Below are 16,841 nucleotides of genomic sequence, written 5' to 3'. Positions count from 1 at the left end.
GGCTATTTGATTAATTTGAGGTTTGATATTTACTGACAACTCTCAGAAAAACTTCAAAAAATTATGCTTTTCCCAAAAACAATTCTTCCAGCAACACGACGACGATTAATAACTACTGAAGTTAAATGAGGCATAATTCCATCGTCATCCACCGTAATTAGATCGGGACGTTTGCCAATTTCTAAACTCCCTCTATCCTCAAACAAATTAATAGTTTTAGCCGGATTACTTGTAACTAACTTCATCGTTTCATATACAGGTTTATCAGTTTGATGACTAATTAAAAAAATAGATTGTAATAAACTCCGAGGTACATAATCTGAAGAAATTACATCCACTAAATTTTGCTCTACTAATTCCATTGCTGATACATTGCCAGAATGGGAACCTCCTAATACTAAATTTGGCGCACCCATTAAAACTTGTAATCCAGAATTATGAGCTGCTTTTGCTGCTTCTAAAGTTGTGGGAAATTCCGCTAATACTGCTCCATTTTCTACAGCTTCTTTGACATGATTTATTTTTGCATCATCATGGGAAGCTAGAGAAATTTTTTGTTGTTTTGCTATGTTAACTAATGCTTGACGATTTTTAGGAGCATATTGTTGTTGAGTTTCCTGACGATAGACAATAAAGTTATTCATTTCTGCTTCACTAATTCCATATTTTCCCATGTAATATTCTTTATATTTTTCCACACTGACAAATTGTCTTTGGCCTGGAGTATGATCCATTAAAGACATCAGAGAAAGAAAAGGATTACTTGCATATTTTTCGACAAAATTACACACACCTTCAAAAGAAACTTCACAGCGTAAATGTAGACGATGATTTGTCAGAAGTTTCCCTGATTTTTGCCTCTCAAAAATAGCTTCGATCATCTCACCAAAATTCTTGAGTCGAACAGAATTTGGTTTAACATCTCCAATGGAAATTGCATCACAAACTGTGGTAATTCCAGAACTAATTAAATCTCGGTCGTGATAGGATACTGCTGCTGTTAAAGGCCATTTAATTCCAGGGCGAGGAGATATACATTTTTCTAAATTATCTGTGTGAAGTTCTATCAATCCAGGCATTAAATATTCTCCTTGCCCATTTTGACCAATATTAACAATTCCTGGTTGAATTTCGGAAATTTTACCATCACGAACTATGAGAGTACCAATAATTTATTGGTCTGGTAATTGTAGGCGATAGTTTGTGTAAATCTGTTCGTTTATAAGTTATTTAATCAACAGTTAATCTTGAGTTAAAAAATTAGAGTTTTCAGTTTCTCTATAGTATAGCTTTAAGAATTCAGTTAAGAGGAATGAAAGGGAAATTTCCCGAAATGATTGATTGATTTTGTGGAGATAATTTTTCGGAACTTTCTCAAGGATTTCCCAATAGTTTGTCAGAATTAAGTGGCTTTGTTGTCGTAGAAATAATTCAAGCGATCGCCTACTCTTTACCTAACTAACCCCATAGATTTATTTGACTCTTTGACAAAATCTTTAATCTCATAAGTTTGAGAATTTAGCACCAAATTTACAACTTAAGTTTGCCATAGGTGTACCTCAATTTATCTGAAAATTTAGTAGGTGTTTTGAGGAATTTATTTAGTTAGATGTTTGAGAGGAATGAAAGGGAAATTTCCCGAAATGATTGATTGATTTTGTGGAGATAATTTCTGAGAACTTTCTCAAGGATTTACCAATAGTTTGTCAGAATTAAGTGGCTTTGTTGTCGTAGAAATAATTCAAGCGATCGCCTACTCTTTACCTAACTAACCCCATAGATTTATTTGACTCTTTGACAAAATCTTTAATCTCATAAGTTTGAGAATTTAGCACCAAATTTACAACTTACAGTAGGCAATAGCGGCGCCTCAATTTATCTGAAAATTTAGCAGTTTATAGTAGGCAATAGCTGCACCTCAATTTATGTTAAAATTTAGCAGTTGTTTTGAGGGATTTATTTAGATGATAGTACATATAGTTTTATTCAAGTGGCAGGCAAATACTTCACCAGAAACTATTGCCTCAATTATGTCAGCTCTGAGAGGAATGAAAGGGAAGGTTCCAGAAATAATTGATTTATCTTGTGGGGATAATTTTTCAGAACTTTCTCAAGGATTTAAAAATGGTTTGGTGGTTAAAGTTAAGGATAAAGCTGCTCTTGATGCTTATGCCAAAAATTCTCTTCATCAAGAAATTATTCAGACTTTGATTAAACCGATTTTGGCAGATAAAATTACTGTTGATTATGAAGTTGAATAAATTCAATACTACGGAAAATTATTCCTAATACTTTTACGAAAAATTATGATGTTCAAACTTGATAATTAAAGAACGAAAACTATATTATCTGGTAACTCGGTTATTTTCAGATCAAAAAAGTAGCATTCTAACAAAACCTTATGGGAAGTAAGCATTCAGCGGTCAGCGGTCAGCTATAAGCTATCAGCTATTAATTCATTACTTTTTAGCAGGAATTAGTGTGGAATGTAGGTTAAAAATGTAGTATCTAAGTTAAGCGAACGCTTGCTTTATTTATTAAAAAGCTGAGAGCTTACTGCTAATAGCTGAATGCTTACTATGGGGGGAATTTACCCCCATATTTATTATTATTTTTAAAGCAGCAAGATTACTAAACTAAGACGCATTTTAAATCCGTCTTATACTAAATCTGGTTTAGACGGAAGCTTTATTATGAAGGTAAGGCAGACAGCTTATTCTAAAAATTTAGCAATTACAGCACTTTTAAGGATAGTGAAGTAGAGTTTAATACTAATCTCTATTCCCTATTCCCTATTCCCTATTCTCTTGAAATAGACTGAGAAACTTCTTTTGCTAAAGCTAAAATATCTGATGGAATCATCAAAATAGTTGTTGTATTTTGTTCAGTTCCAATCTCAGCAATCATCTGGATTCGACGTAGTTCTAATGCTACTGGAGACTTAGCAATTTCTTGTGCTGCTTGTGTTAGTTTAATCGTAGATTCATACTCAGATTCTGCTTTAATTAGACGCGCTCTTTTCTCTCTTGCTGCTTCTGCTTCTTTTGCCATTGCTCGTTGCATTGGTTTAGGAATTTCTAGATTTTTTATTTCTATACGTTCAATTTCTATACCCCAAGGATTTGTAATTTCATCAACTATTTCACAAATTCTAGAATTAATTGTGTCTCGCTCTTGAAGCAGTTCATCTAGTTTATGTTGCCCTACAATATTACGCAATGTTGTTAAGGCAGCTTGAGATGTAGCAAAGTTATAATCTTTGACTCTAATTATAGCTTTTTCAGGTTCCCTAATTCGATAATAAAGAACGGCATTAACACCAACAGTAACACTATCTTTTGTGACTGTATCTTGGGATTCAATATCTACAGTAACAGTTCGTCGATCTACTTGTTTTACTCGATCGATTATGGGAATTGTTAAGTATATACCTGCTCCTCGAACATAACTCAATCTTCCTAGTCTAAAAATTACCGATTTTTGGTATTCATAATTCATTTTTAGACTGGCAGATAAGAATGCTATTAGAACTAATAAAGTTAGTAAAGGTAAGATGGTTAACATATTATTTTAAATTATGGTTTTAACAGTATATGAATATCCTCAAGCCAATAAAGATTAAGGATACAGTAGAAGCCAGAAAACAAGATTTATTATAGAAGACATAAGGAAAAATGAATAATTAATAATGAATAATTAATGATTAAATAATTCGGGTTTAAAGCTTCCCCTTTTAAGGAAAAAAAGCGGTCTAGGGATGGATGGGTTACCTAACCATATCCAATCGAAAAAGAGAAAGAAAAATTTTTCCTTATTGGTCAATTCTGTCACTTTTAGGGAGAGGTAATTATTAATTGTTAATTGTTAGTTATTAATTGCTGAAGACCTAGCGCTTACCCAAAAATAATATCAGTTCCCTAAACCTTAAATCGATAAAAGTTTCAAGTTTACTCAAAAAAATGTGGTTGAGAATTGCCGGCACCTTCCTACTCTATAATATTGTTAATTTTATTTTTTGGAAGTCACGGATAGTGTCAAAATTTGTACTCGACTATTACTATCCAGTATAACTCCGCAATAAACAGAATTTAGGAAGTCTTATTACAAGCACGAGCAAATAATTTTGATGCTACAAATTAATATGCAGATGATTTTACATTAGGGGGCAGCACCTGTTAAGATAACGCAATTTTATGTAACGAATAATAATTAAAGTCCCAATTCAATTAAATAGGAATATTTCTATTGCCCTTAGCCTAGTAAAAATCAAAGATTTCGAGAATTAATTTGCATTCTGAGCAAAATTAGTGATATTCTTTGTCGAGGGCTAGGAAACTTAACTATAATCTATATTCAAAATGCCAAAATTGACTTTATCTGATTTAAAATTGACCTTAATGAACTTTAACGATCGAGTTTTACAAGGACTTTCTTTGCCACGAAAAGAATTTCCGCCACAGTTTTTCTTTTATGACAAAAAAGGATCGGATATATTTAAACAAAATCCTTCCGTAACAAATTTTCTGTTTGTGAATACAAAACCTCTTGGAATTTTTTCTTCTAATTTAGTTAAAGTTCTTCAGGAAAATAATATATGGGTAAAAGATTTTGGTTTCAAGCTTGGTTTAGATGGTTATTACTTTAGAACTGCAGTTAGTACACCTAATGAAAATCAGAAGTTACAAGTTGCTTTAGGAGAAGCAATTTCAGAAATAATTTAAGATATGTAGGGAGTAGGGAGTAGGGTTTTTAGGAATAAGTAGTCTGACGCTAGATTTGCAAACAAATCGTTAAAAATATTGCTCTTACTTACTTAATTACTTAATAATTAAAGTCTTGAAGAGGTGTATAGCAATATGAAATGATTGGAGACCAAACCTTTAGGATAAAATATTACAACCTAATGTTAGCTTGTTGGATAGTAGTAAATTTTGCATTCTGTGAAGCTCCTGAAAATAATTGGCGCATTTGAAGGTTTTGCTCGCCTATATACATGATTTTTTATTCAACTAAAAAAGTATGGTTTTGATAGCCATAGAACTCCGTTCTACTTTTTGGCTGTCTCCGACATGAAACGCTCTGCGACATTAAACCTTGCGCGACATGTGTGCGTAGCATTCCGCAGGAAAAGGCGGGGCAAGTGCGACAGCTATATCGCTCTGGTTGTAGAAAGGAAAACCAATGTCAAAGATACAGTTTGGATTTCTATATAGTGTCTTTGGGTAAATCCTAGATATACTCAGTTGACTCTACATAGTAATCTTAAAATAAATTTCAATTATCAAAAATATTTTTCTTCCCTGAACACCAAAATGGTGTAAAAAAAACACGAAAAAAACAAGAAATTAGTGTATATTGTATTTAAGCCTATATAGATAACTCTTATGTTCTATTTGCTGGCCACACAATTGAATATTTTGATTAACTTAACTAATTAATTAAGTGGAATTAATTAGAACAGGTTATTACGTAAATTAATTACGAGCTGATTAGCTCTAAGGTAAATCTCTTTAATTATTTTATTTGGAGATTTCCAGATACTCAAATTGACCGGGAGGTCGTGGTGTAACAAAAATACATCACAAAAACTTAGAGACGTTATTGGAAAACAAACCACATGGCAACAAAGAACTTAGCTCAAGCATCTCGTCCCCCTACTAAGCGAATGTCTGTAACTTTGCCAACAGATGTAGCTGAAATGTTAGAGTTTCTTGCTACCAGTCAAGGTATTACTCAAAATGAGGCACTTCGGAAAGCTATTGCCACTGAAGCGTATTTTCAGAAGGAAATAAAGCAAGGTTCTACCGTGCTAATTATGAACTCTGATAAATCAGTAAAAGAAGTAGTTTTCAGATAACAGCTTAATGGGGATGGATGCAAATTGTAAACCTTGGCAATTTGCCAACATTAACATTATTAATCCTCATGACAACTAATCCAGAATTAAATCCAAAAGATAATGAAAGTCAAGACAACGTTCTAGAAGAGAATGAAAGTAAAGACAATGTTTTGTATCTAGGAATACCAGATAATCTAGAAACAAAAAATCTAGACATACCAGATGTTGACAGCTATATTCAGAATTATATCTCTGATCAAAACTTAAGCCATGAAAATAAAAAACACATATATAAATGGGTAAAGTTTGAACAGGAAAAAACCAGAAAAAATATAGCTGAAAAACTTTTAGTATTTTTTGGTGCATCGTTAGGGATTACTTATCTTCTGGTTGGTTTAGCATCTATTTATCCAGAATCAGATAAGCAGTTTATTAGGGAAATGATACCTATTATTATCACCCCACAAGTAACATTATTGGGTGTTGCCTTGGGCTTTTATTTTAAAGAGCAGGGTTAGGATGTCATTAAGGAATAAGATTTTACATAACCATTTAATTCTTATTCCTAACTAATATTAAAGTTTGTGTTTATACTATATTTTTAGTAGGTAACACAAACTTTTTTTTGAAATAAAAGTATAGGTTAGGTTAAGGAACGTAGCTTGCTTTTTGTGAGAGCATTGACTTAATCAAAGAATAACGATATAATACGTTGTAAACCGTACTATTAGACAAACTGTGTTCACGAGTAAATGAAATCCATTAGAACCAAGCTCAAACTTAATAACAAGCAGAAAACTCTGATGGCTCAACACGCAGGCTACAGTAGATGGTGCTATAATTGGGGTTTAAGCTTGTGGAATGTCGCTTATAAAAATGGTTATAAACCCAATGCTCGTAAGTTGAGAGAAGTTTTTACCAGTCACACAAAACCTATGCATCCTTGGATGAAAAACTTGTCCTCTAGGGTCTATCAATATGCTTTCATAAACTTAGGTGAAGCATTTAAAAGATTCTTTAAAGGTCTAGGTAAACACCCAAGGTTTAAAAAGAAAGGTAAACATGATTCATTCACAATAGATAATTGTGGAAAACCAATAGAACTAAACGGATGGAGCCACAAATTACCATTTATTGGTATTGTCAAAACTTATGAACCCATTGAACTCTCAACCAAAAAAATCACCATTAGTAGACAAGCGGGTTCATGGTATCTCAGTTGTAGTTATGAATTTAATGGCATAACCACGGCTAAAAAAACTGATGTTATCGGTGTAGATCTAGGTGTGAAAACTTTAGCTACATTAAGTGATGGGAAAGTATTTGAGAGTGTGAGGGCATATCATAAATTTGAAGCCAAGTTATCTCGACTCCAATACCTAAATCGTCATAAAGAGGTAGGCTCTGCTAACTGGAAAAAGGCACAACAGAAGATAGCTTTATTGCATATAAAAGTAGCCAACATCCGTCAAGACGCACTTCATAAACTGACAACATACTTAGCCAAAAACCACGGCACTATTGTCATAGAAGATTTGAATGTGAGGGGAATGTTAGCCAATCGTAAGCTAGCAAAATCAATAGCCGATCAAGGATTTTATGAATTTAGAAGACAGCTTAAATACAAGTGCCAATGGTACGGCTCTAAGTTAGTAGTAGTTGATAGATTTTTTCCATCATCTAAGACTTGCTCTAGTTGTGGCCATATACAAGATATGCCTTTAAACATCAGAACTTATGACTGCCCAGAATGCGGTCTATCAATTGACCGAGACTTGAATGCCTCAATTAATTTAAGAAATGCGGTCGGCTTGACCGTCAATGCCTGTGGACGGAGTGCTGCCGACAGTTCCGGTGGAAGCAGGAAGTAAACATTAAAATGTCACATTATGACGTTTTATATCGGTTTTATAAAGCAGGAACTTAACAAGAATAACCCTTTGTTGGGTTTCACTGTCGTTCTACCCAACCTACATTTTTAAGTGTGTCATTCTAGTAGTAGACTGAGACACCTAAAACTGTACACTCTTATTTTTGTTTCTAGGTATCTTTTCCTCCCCACCCTCCCCACACTTCCCACACTTCCCACCCTCGCCATTTTAGGTGTGTCGTTCTAGTAGGTACTGATAACTGGTAACTGATAACTGATAACTGAAATGACTCCTGACTCCTAAATTTTGACTTACGCGACTATCTAAAGTTCATATTAAAGTTAAGCAACCTCTGCCTCAAGGGTAAATAAAATATACGAAGGATATCCACAATAGAAGTAAAGTTAAAGCCATTGTAACTAACCTATTGACTGGAGCTACTTAATAATGGAGGAATAATATATCTATGGTAAATGCCCAAACTGGGGAAGACCTCCACATTCGTCTGGAGGAAACACAGGCATTAGATCGTGATTGTACAACTTTATCACGTCATGTCCTACAACAACTTCAGTTCTCACCAGATGCTCAAGATATTAGCGCCCTAATGAATCGCATAGGGTTGGCCGGCAAATTAATCGCTCGTCGCCTAACTCGTGCTGGATTAGTAGAAAATGCTTTAGGGTTTACTGGCACAGTTAATGTCCAGGGAGAATCCGTCAAAAAGATGGATATCTATGCCAATGATGTATTCATCTCGGTATTTAAGCAAAGTGGCCTTGTTTGTCGCTTGGCATCCGAGGAAATGGAAAAACCCTATTATATTCCAGAAAACTGTCCAATAGGCCGCTATACATTACTTTATGATCCTCTAGATGGTTCTTCTAATCTAGATACAAATCTAAATGTGGGATCTATATTCTCAGTTCGCCAACAAGAAGGCAATGATGAAGATGGTTCCGCTCAAGATTTACTCCAAAGTGGACGTAAACAAATCGCTGCTGGTTATATTTTATATGGCCCTAGCACAATGTTGGTGTATTCAATAGGCCAAGGAGTACACGCATTTACTCTAGACCCTAGCTTAGGTGAGTTTATTCTTGCTAATGAGAATATCAAAATTCCAGAGCATGGCCCAATATACAGTCTTAATGAAGGTAACTTTTGGCAGTGGGATGATTCTATGCGCGATTATATCCGCTATGTTCATCGCCATGAAGGTTATACCGCCCGTTATGGTGGTGCATTAGTGGGAGATTTTCATCGAATTTTATACCAAGGTGGAGTATTTTTGTACCCAGGTACGGTGAAAAAGCCAGAAGGAAAATTACGTCTGCTATATGAATCAGCTCCCATGGGTTATCTAGTGGAACAAGCGGGTGGTAGAGCTAGTACAGGAAATGAAGAAATATTGGATGTGGTAGCAGATAAACTGCATCAACGGACGCCATTGGTTATTGGTAGTAAAGAAGATGTGGCACTTGTTGAGTCTTTTATTAAAGAACAACAACGCATTTCTAATCAGGGTTAACAATTTGGATCTGGTTGTAGAGTTATTGTAAGCAGAATGAAGATTGCATCATAGAGCAATAATAGTTTCCCAAAAACCTTTTCAAACCTTTTTATAACTGCTAATATATAGTTAGTAAAGTTTGATAAGGTATGAAAAAATATGTCACGCCAAAAGAGGCGGCAGAGCATTACGGTGTCAACATTAGCACTCTTAGACGATGGGATAATGAAGGAAAGCTTGACAGTATTAGAACTCCCGGAAACCAGCGACGATTCTGCATTGATGAAGAAAATCCCAAAAGTAAGCCAGTTATCGCTTATGCAAGAGTCTCTAGTCATAGGAAATATAAATCGACAAAAAATGGAGGAAAAAAAATTAATTTTGACAATAAATACAAGCCATAAATTATTAAAATGTAGGAATAAATCACAAGTTGCAATGTAACAGCCTTTTTTGAATTTGGTATAACTACTGACTACTGACTACTAGACACAGCAAAAATACTTTTTCAGCAAACCCTATTTAGACAGACATAATATCAGCGACTTTTTAGATTTTTTTGACACCAAGCAAAGGTTTTTGACTAGGTACACCAACCGAACGCGGATAATTTATTGGAGTGTTACTTAATTTCCGCAAATATATACAATTACGAATACTGTTACTTAAGGGAGTTTTAAATTCTTCAATAGTCTCTATTTTGCCTCCTAAAATTTTGACAACTTCTGGTAAATTAACCTGTTCATCATTTGTGAAATTTCCTCGATATAAAATTGCAATCCCACCTATTTTTAACATTGGCAAAGCATATTCAGCACAGACTACTGTAGGTGCAACAGCTCTCAAAAGAGCAATATCGTAAATTTCTCTATATTGAAATATCTGACCAATTTGTTCAATCCTGTTAGCTAAAGGAAAACAATTTTTTATAGCCAAATCTGTTAAAATATTTTCTAGAAAACTAATTTTTTTGCGAGTTGAATCTAGTAAAGTAACAGCATATTGAGGCAAGGTAATTGCAACTGGTAATCCGGGAAAACCAGCACCTGTACCAATATCAATAACCTTTTTTTCCTCTTGCCAATTTATTTGATTTTCTAAGATAAACTTAATACCTCTGAGGGAATCCCAAAGATGTTTTTCCCAAAATTCTTCGGGGTTAGTAATTCTAGTTAAGTTTAACTTTTTATTTCCAACAATAATCAACTCATAAAGTTTCTGAAATTGTTCTTTTTGTTGTGCTGTTGGTTGCCAATTTAATGTTTCTTGCCAAACAGAATTCATCTCTGGCAAAATTTCTCTATTATTATCCATTTCACTTGTTATACCAAGCGCTATCAATGTTTGTTATATCATGTTGCATAGTAAAATGCCTAACTATTAACTGAAAGGAACTTTATATTTGGCCAAATTTAGGTTTCATAGCTTGATTCACCAACGCCATAAAAATAAGCCTTTGAGAAATTTTAACCATAAGTCATTTTCATGTAAACTTTTATGATGGGATAAAAAATATTCAACATATCAAAATAATAGATATTACAAATCAATACTAAACTAAGTGGACATGAGCCAAACCTACTGAATGGTTGCCATGTTGATATATTTTTTGCTGATTTTTAATGTTGATATTTATCTACAATTTGATGATAATAGAAACATGACCAAAAAAACTAAGAAACAAGCAAAAAGTTATGGATGCCAACAGGTTTTATTGCATCCAGATCAAGACCTACGGGCCGTATTAGAATATTTGTGCGGTGAGGCCAACAAAGTGTTTAATTGCTCTGTTTATTATGCTCGACAAGTTTGGTTTAAAGAAAATAGATTTGTCAAAAAAGCTGAACTTTGTGGGCAGATGAAATGGAACAGACACTTTAATGCGATGTATGCCTCTAGCGCTCAACAAATATGTAACGGTGTTGTTGAATCTTTCAGTAGTTTTAAAGAGTTATTAAAACTGTTTTGGAAAGGTGAACTGACAGATAAACTTAAACCACCTAACTATCGAAAACCGGGTTTATTTACTGTTTCTTATCCTAAGAAATGGTTGAAACTCACGGAAGTCGGAATTAGAGTTCCATGATTGACGCCAGGTTAAAGCATGGTTTGGATTGGAGGCATTCTACATTCCGATGGCAAGTAACTTAGATTGGGACTCGATTAAAGAAATTAGGATTTTACCCCGTCACGGTTGCTTTTATACCGAGTTTGTTTATGAAATAAAAACTCAGTCAGTTAAGCTAGATGCTGGTCAGGCACTTTCTATTGACCACGGTTTAGACAACTGGTTAACTTGTGTAGATACTCAAGGTCATAGCTTTATTATTGACGGGAAACATATAAAGTCAAAAAATCAGTGGTACAATAAACAAATTGCTACAATTAAAGAAAATAAACCTCAAGGATTTTGGTCTAAAAGATTGGCTCGCATCACAGAAAAACGTAATCGCCAAATGCGGGATGCCGTAAATAAAACAGCGCGATTAGTTATAAATTACTGTCTTAAACATAGAATTGGTACAGTGGTTTTTGGTTGGAATAAAGGTCAAAAACAATCCATTGAATTAGGAACTAAAACTAATCAAAAGTTTGTACAAATTCCTACTGCAAGACTAAAAGACAGAATCGAACAACTATGCAATTTATATGGATTGCAATTTGTAGAAACTGAGGAATCTTATACCTCATGCATCATCGTTTTTAGATAATGATGTTCTCCCAATCAGGGCGTGAAAAACCCGACAACTGGGAGCCTAAGTCTTTCAGACAAGCTTCGCTAACAGGAAAACGTATTAAGCGATGCAGCGCGGTCTTGGGGGTTTCCCCCATGAGCGACTGCATCAAGACAACGAGGTTTGTATCAATCTGTTGCGGGCTATTTAATTAATGCTGATTGCAATGGTGCAGCAAATATCCTCCGCAAAGTATCTGGAAGACTTAAGCTTAACTTGAGTCAACTAACTAGAGGCGCTTTGACTACGCCCTTAAGAGTTCATTTTTGGACTGCTTCTTAAATAATCCCCGTCGCTCGATTCGCGGGGAGAAGTCAAGATTGACTATAACCGAGATAATGAAACTTCTTATCCAGCAATTGCTGTGAAAGTAGGAGATAAGAAAGATTATTGCCACGCTCTAAAAATTAAGGGACCTTGCCAAATAGTTTATCAGCCACACTAGCCTAACAGAAGTCAAGCAGGCGGTGCCCGTCTGTGGATTCAGGTTGAGCCAAAATACCGAGTAGAGCGGCTATATTTTTCAAATGGAGATTATGGTCCGCCTCCAGAAGTTACTCAACAGAGGCAAAAACTTAAAAGAAACAGGGAAAATCAAAAGTCTTCAAAGAAGAAACGTTCGATAAAATCAAAATCTTAACTTCCCCGACGGGAAGTCACGTACATTTCAACATTGTTGGGAATGCTTGAATAAAGTCTCAAAAAGCTGATCTGAGCGTTTCGCTGCGCGACATGAAAGGCAAGAGTGCCCTGTATTCCTTTCGTGCGAAACATACGATTATCTATATAAATGAAGCTATCCCACTATTACACTTTTTAATTATCTCCAATAACTCTTTTTCGGTGCGACTAGCTCTGGTAAAATTATTATTCGTCAGTCTGCTCGAATACTATTACTGTCAATAAATTATTCTCGGCAAAATGTATTTATCAATACACTTTTCTCAGAAAATTATAAATAACTTGTCTATAATGTCTAGGTTTTATCTTAAGAAAGATGTTTATAAAGCATAGTACTTAAAGGCAGGGTTGAAATAAAGCTTTGATTGGGCACATAGAGCAATAGCTGTTTTGCTACCGCAAAACTCGAATTAACGCGTTTGCGATCTGAAAAAGGCAGTTACGACCTAGGAGGTTGCTCCACATTCCGCAGAAAATGTTTGCTGTATTTTTCTCTAACATTTAAACATTAACATAAGTTTGATAAATGTTTGCTACGAATCTCTGTTATATGATGTCTCATTAAATAACTGTAATAAAAAATCTTTTCGCAACCTTGTATGGACGTTGCATACAACTTCCCTACACTGAGGTTAATTAATGTTACTTGATATTACCTATTGCCTCCATACCTATTTATTTCCTATTCCCAATAACCAGAGTTTTGTAACATTCTTTTTTCATGTTTAAAATAACACCTAATAAGTTTTTTCAGGATATGTAGGAAACTTTTTTATCTTTGGTATAAATTAAGTAAATGGCTAATAGTATTGGATCGGTTTCTCAATCAGATTTGGTAAGTCGGCGACAAAAATTACGCCGTCAACGACGTTTAAAATTAGTAGTAATAATCTGGCAAATAGTAGCAGTTGGTGGTTTAGCATCAGCTCTAGTGTGGGCAATTACTCAGCCAATTTGGCTAATAACTAAACAAGAACAATTCATTGTAGAGGGTAATCAATTGCTTTCAGACAGAGCAATATTGTCTCTAATTTCTTTAGATTATCCTCAATCTCTTTGGGGAATTCAACCACAAATATTAGCTCAGAATTTAGAGTCACATAACCCAATTGCTAAGGCAAAAATTAGTCGTCATTTATTTCCCCCAAGTTTAAGGATTGAGATTACAGAAAGACGTCCTGTAGCAATTACTCAATTTAAAAGTAAGGTAGGTACTGGTAACTCACAAAAAATGGGATGGTTAGATGCTCATGGCAACTGGATACCTCTAGAAAGCTTTTCTGCTCTAGAAAGAACAGGATCTTTACCTACTCTAAAAGTAATTGGTTTTACCGAACAGTATCGTGAATATTGGCATCCTTTGTACCAAAGTTTAAGTCGTAGTCCTGTGAAAGTATTTGAGATTAATTGGCAAGATCCAGGAAATTTAATTCTGACAACTGAATTAGGAATAGTACATCTCGGACCATACAGCTCTAGATTTAGCGAACAATTAAATGTCCTAGACCGTATGCGAGAATTGCCCAATAAAATTGATGTTCGCCAAATGGCCTATATTAATCTGAAAAATCCAGACTCTCCTTTGATTCAGTTACCTAATAAATCTAGAGCAATTAAAATCGGAATATCCAAAAAACTGTAAAAATTTGTAAAAATCTATATAGCAATCCTCTAATATATTTGTGTATAAAAATATTACCGCTTTTAGGGAAAAGGGAAAAGGGAACAGGCAACAGGTGAGAGTTTCAGCTTTTTTATCTACTTTTTGATTACCCGCAACCTATTTAGGATTGCTATAAAAATTAAATTAGATACTTATGAGACGCTTCAGCATCAAGAAAGTTCCTAAATAGGAAAAATGAATAAAAATACTGAGGTTCTTGGATTATAATGCAACATATTTTAGAATATGATTCATTAAGAAAATTTTGAAAGAGGACTCCCTCCATAATCTATGATTTAGCAATAAGATGAATTTCAACCAGCCAATTAATTGAGCAATACGCGGGCGCATTTTTTGGCATTATAACTGTAATTGTATAAAATCCCGAAATAACTTACCAGTAGAAGCTCAAACTAACTTGACACTAATAAGCAAAAATTAATCAAATTCTTGATGGAGGGTAAAAGTGTTTACAACTACACTTTAACAGACTGTAAAAACTGGTTAAGTTCCAGAAAGTCAGCAATCAATAGTTGCTCCAAAATTTTCTGAATATATTATCCCTATTAATCCCCCTTATCCTAATTACAATTGTCAAGCTAAAAACTTAAGAATAGCTCAAAAAAACAATTTCAGATTAAAATCTGTAAATGCTGAAGTTTTACAGCCAACTTTAAAACAATTAGACAGGAGGGGATTTTAGAAAATGAAATCTCTGGGTAAAAGCTTCTTAAGAATAGCGCTCAACAATAATCTCCCATTGTAATCTTTGATTTAACGGTGAGAGTATCAAAAACTAACTAACTTAAAGTCAAAAAACTGTATATCTACCATCCCCAATAATGATAGTGAATAATCAACAAGGGGTCAACTATGAAAGTCCCCAATCTCAAGGACAAGGAAGTTTTCCATTGCCAAAAAATGTCTCTAACCCATTTCGTAATAGCTCAGGATTGTATGGAGAACAAAATTATGACCCCAAAGGTATAACAAAGGAAGAATCTAGGAGTGATGATATCGTGCCAAGTAATGCGGCCAAAATCAAAGTAATTGGTGTAGGAGGGGGTGGCGGCAATGCTGTTAACCGAATGATTGCTAGTGAGGTATCTGGTATAGAATTTTGGACTGTTAATACCGATGCCCAAGCATTAACTTTGTCCCATGCTCCTAAACGCCTACAACTTGGACAAAAGCTTACAAGAGGCTTGGGGGCAGGGGGTAATCCTGCTATTGGGCAAAAAGCAGCGGAAGAATCTAGAGATGAAATAGCTAATGCTTTAGATCATCCCGATCTAGTATTTATTACTGCTGGAATGGGAGGCGGTACAGGTACTGGTGCTGCTCCAGTTATAGCTGAAATTGCTAAAGAGGCAGGATCTCTAACGGTGGGTGTTGTAACTCGTCCTTTTACTTTTGAGGGACGACGCCGAATTACTCAAGCTGATGAAGGAATTACTGCTCTACAAACTAGAGTTGATACTTTAATCGTGATCCCTAATAATCGCTTACTATCTGTTATTAATGACCAAACTCCTGTACAAGAAGCTTTTAGAATTGCAGATGATATTTTACGTCAAGGTATACAAGGGATTTCAGATATTATTACTGTGCCGGGATTAGTAAATGTTGACTTTGCTGATGTTAGAGCAGTTATGGCCGATGCTGGTTCGGCGTTGATGGGAATTGGTATGGGATCTGGTAAGTCTAGGGCAAGGGAAGCAGCAAATATGGCAATTTCTTCTCCTTTGCTTGAGTCTTCTATTGAAGGAGCAAGAGGAGTTGTATTTAATATTACTGGTGGTACCGATCTAACCTTACATGAGGTTAATGCTGCTGCTGAGATTATCTATGAGGTTGTCGATCCTAATGCCAATATTATTTTTGGAGCTGTAATTGACGATAAACTTCAGGGAGAAATCAAAATTACTGTCATAGCTACTGGTTTTAGTGGGGAAGTACAAACTCAACCTACCCAGGAAAAGGTGGTACAACCAAGACGGCCAGTTCCTAATCCTACTCATACTCCTACTCAAACTACTGAACCACAGAAAAAATTATCAGGGTTAGATATTCCTGACTTTCTGCAAAGGCGACGAAATCCACCTAAATAGGGTTTGCTGAAAAAGTCTTTTGGTAGAAGTAGGAGTCAGGATTCAGGAGTCAGGAGTCAGGAAAAATGGGCGATTTAGAGGAGGTAGTTGAATATTTTATCCTTTGATTTTTCTACCATAGTCACCCCAAAATCCTAACTTTTTTCTTGCTCAAGCTGAAAAAGTAGCACTTTTTTTGACTCTCAAAAAGCTAAAACCTTTATATGTCAAGGCATTAAGATTTAATGAGCAAGCCCTAGATAGATCAGAAAAGAAAGATTACAGCAAAGGAAATTTCTTGATATAGCAAAGGAATAGGGAATAGGGGGATAAAATTGTTGGTTTTAATATGAAACCAACATCCTGCACGTCAACCTGTAACATTAAAAATAGTATCAAAATGAGTAGCTTGTTCAGCAAACCCTAATTAGCTCTCCCTTTTAGGGCTC

General features: G+C 34.9%; 14 protein-coding genes. 11 read left to right on the top strand and 3 right to left on the bottom strand.

Annotation, left to right across the window (positions count from 1 at the left end; genetic code table 11):
* Window positions 1-53 precede the first annotated feature (53 nt).
* Window positions 54-1,157 (bottom strand): phosphonate metabolism protein PhnM, encoded by a 1,104-nt coding sequence (gene phnM, locus F6K40_RS02465; RefSeq protein ID WP_293130911.1) that lies wholly within the window; start codon window positions 1,155-1,157, stop codon window positions 54-56.
* Window positions 1,158-1,964: 807 nt separating this feature from the next.
* Between phnM and F6K40_RS02460 the strand changes: the two genes are divergently transcribed.
* Window positions 1,965-2,261, top strand: a complete 297-nt coding sequence (locus F6K40_RS02460; RefSeq protein WP_293130866.1) for a Dabb family protein — start codon at window positions 1,965-1,967, stop codon at window positions 2,259-2,261.
* A 538-nt stretch (window positions 2,262-2,799) separates the two neighbouring features.
* Here the strand turns inward: F6K40_RS02460 and F6K40_RS02455 are convergent.
* Entirely contained in the window at window positions 2,800-3,564 is a 765-nt protein-coding gene (locus tag F6K40_RS02455; protein WP_293130863.1) for a slipin family protein, read from the bottom strand.
* Window positions 3,565-4,358: 794 nt separating this feature from the next.
* Here F6K40_RS02455 and F6K40_RS02450 point away from each other — a divergent pair.
* The 6 genes from F6K40_RS02450 (at window position 4,359) to F6K40_RS02425 (ending at window position 9,627) form a co-directional block, all read left to right on the top strand.
* A complete protein-coding gene (locus F6K40_RS02450; protein WP_293130860.1) occupies window positions 4,359-4,721 on the top strand; it encodes a hypothetical protein in 363 nt (120 codons plus the stop codon).
* An 896-nt stretch (window positions 4,722-5,617) separates the two neighbouring features.
* A complete protein-coding gene (locus F6K40_RS02445; RefSeq protein WP_293130857.1) occupies window positions 5,618-5,857 on the top strand; it encodes a ribbon-helix-helix domain-containing protein in 240 nt (79 codons plus the stop codon).
* A gap of 17 nt (window positions 5,858-5,874) precedes the next feature.
* A complete protein-coding gene (locus tag F6K40_RS02440) occupies window positions 5,875-6,357 on the top strand; it encodes a hypothetical protein (protein WP_293130854.1) in 483 nt (160 codons plus the stop codon).
* Between the two features lie 234 nt (window positions 6,358-6,591).
* Window positions 6,592-7,710 (top strand): RNA-guided endonuclease InsQ/TnpB family protein, encoded by a 1,119-nt coding sequence (locus F6K40_RS02435; RefSeq protein WP_293130851.1) that lies wholly within the window; start codon window positions 6,592-6,594, stop codon window positions 7,708-7,710.
* Window positions 7,711-8,176: 466 nt separating this feature from the next.
* Complete coding sequence (fbp, locus tag F6K40_RS02430) at window positions 8,177-9,241, top strand: class 1 fructose-bisphosphatase (protein WP_293130848.1); 1,065 nt, start codon at window positions 8,177-8,179, stop codon at window positions 9,239-9,241.
* 131 nt (window positions 9,242-9,372) lie between these two features.
* Entirely contained in the window at window positions 9,373-9,627 is a 255-nt protein-coding gene (locus F6K40_RS02425) for a MerR family DNA-binding transcriptional regulator (protein WP_293130845.1), read from the top strand.
* A gap of 145 nt (window positions 9,628-9,772) precedes the next feature.
* On the opposite strand, the gene rsmG is transcribed toward F6K40_RS02425, so the two are convergent.
* Window positions 9,773-10,537 carry a 16S rRNA (guanine(527)-N(7))-methyltransferase RsmG gene (rsmG, locus tag F6K40_RS02420; protein ID WP_293130842.1) on the bottom strand — a complete coding sequence of 255 codons (765 nt, stop codon included), beginning with the start codon at window positions 10,535-10,537 and terminating at the stop codon, window positions 9,773-9,775.
* Window positions 10,538-10,883: 346 nt separating this feature from the next.
* Here rsmG and F6K40_RS02415 point away from each other — a divergent pair, with 346 nt between their 5' ends.
* The 4 genes from F6K40_RS02415 to ftsZ all read left to right on the top strand — a co-directional run bounded on the left by F6K40_RS02415 (window position 10,884) and on the right by ftsZ (window position 16,413).
* Window positions 10,884-11,309, top strand: a complete 426-nt coding sequence (locus tag F6K40_RS02415) for a hypothetical protein (RefSeq protein WP_293130839.1) — start codon at window positions 10,884-10,886, stop codon at window positions 11,307-11,309.
* Window positions 11,310-11,358: 49 nt separating this feature from the next.
* The gene (locus F6K40_RS02410) at window positions 11,359-11,934 is read left to right on the top strand and encodes an RNA-guided endonuclease InsQ/TnpB family protein (RefSeq protein ID WP_293130836.1); all 576 of its coding nucleotides are present in this window, start codon (window positions 11,359-11,361) and stop codon (window positions 11,932-11,934) included.
* Window positions 11,935-13,435: 1,501 nt separating this feature from the next.
* Window positions 13,436-14,281, top strand: coding sequence for a cell division protein FtsQ/DivIB (locus F6K40_RS02405; protein WP_293130833.1), 846 nt, complete (start codon window positions 13,436-13,438; stop codon window positions 14,279-14,281).
* Between the two features lie 863 nt (window positions 14,282-15,144).
* A complete protein-coding gene (ftsZ, locus tag F6K40_RS02400) occupies window positions 15,145-16,413 on the top strand; it encodes a cell division protein FtsZ (RefSeq protein WP_293130830.1) in 1,269 nt (422 codons plus the stop codon).
* Window positions 16,414-16,841 lie beyond the last annotated feature (428 nt).

This window comes from Okeania sp. SIO3I5, assembly GCF_010672085.1.
Taxonomy (GTDB): Bacteria; Cyanobacteriota; Cyanobacteriia; order Cyanobacteriales; family Microcoleaceae; genus Trichodesmium.
This window is presented reverse-complemented; position numbering and strand designations above follow the sequence as displayed.

Bases quoted from the DNA above. Each gene is read 5' to 3' on its own strand.
- F6K40_RS02460 (WP_293130866.1), top strand. From the start codon at position 1,965: ATGATAGTACATATAGTTTTATTCAAGTGGCAGGCAAATACTTCACCA.
- F6K40_RS02440 (WP_293130854.1), top strand. From the start codon at position 5,875: ATGCAAATTGTAAACCTTGGCAATTTGCCAACATTAACATTATTAATC.
- F6K40_RS02450 (WP_293130860.1), top strand. From the start codon at position 4,359: ATGCCAAAATTGACTTTATCTGATTTAAAATTGACCTTAATGAACTTT.
- fbp (WP_293130848.1), top strand. From the start codon at position 8,177: ATGGTAAATGCCCAAACTGGGGAAGACCTCCACATTCGTCTGGAGGAA.
- rsmG (WP_293130842.1), bottom strand. From the start codon at position 10,537: ATGGATAATAATAGAGAAATTTTGCCAGAGATGAATTCTGTTTGGCAA.
- F6K40_RS02445 (WP_293130857.1), top strand. From the start codon at position 5,618: ATGGCAACAAAGAACTTAGCTCAAGCATCTCGTCCCCCTACTAAGCGA.
- F6K40_RS02435 (WP_293130851.1), top strand. From the start codon at position 6,592: ATGAAATCCATTAGAACCAAGCTCAAACTTAATAACAAGCAGAAAACT.
- F6K40_RS02425 (WP_293130845.1), top strand. From the start codon at position 9,373: ATGAAAAAATATGTCACGCCAAAAGAGGCGGCAGAGCATTACGGTGTC.
- F6K40_RS02415 (WP_293130839.1), top strand. From the start codon at position 10,884: ATGACCAAAAAAACTAAGAAACAAGCAAAAAGTTATGGATGCCAACAG.
- F6K40_RS02405 (WP_293130833.1), top strand. From the start codon at position 13,436: ATGGCTAATAGTATTGGATCGGTTTCTCAATCAGATTTGGTAAGTCGG.
- F6K40_RS02455 (WP_293130863.1), bottom strand. From the start codon at position 3,564: ATGTTAACCATCTTACCTTTACTAACTTTATTAGTTCTAATAGCATTC.
- F6K40_RS02410 (WP_293130836.1), top strand. From the start codon at position 11,359: ATGGCAAGTAACTTAGATTGGGACTCGATTAAAGAAATTAGGATTTTA.
- ftsZ (WP_293130830.1), top strand. From the start codon at position 15,145: ATGATAGTGAATAATCAACAAGGGGTCAACTATGAAAGTCCCCAATCT.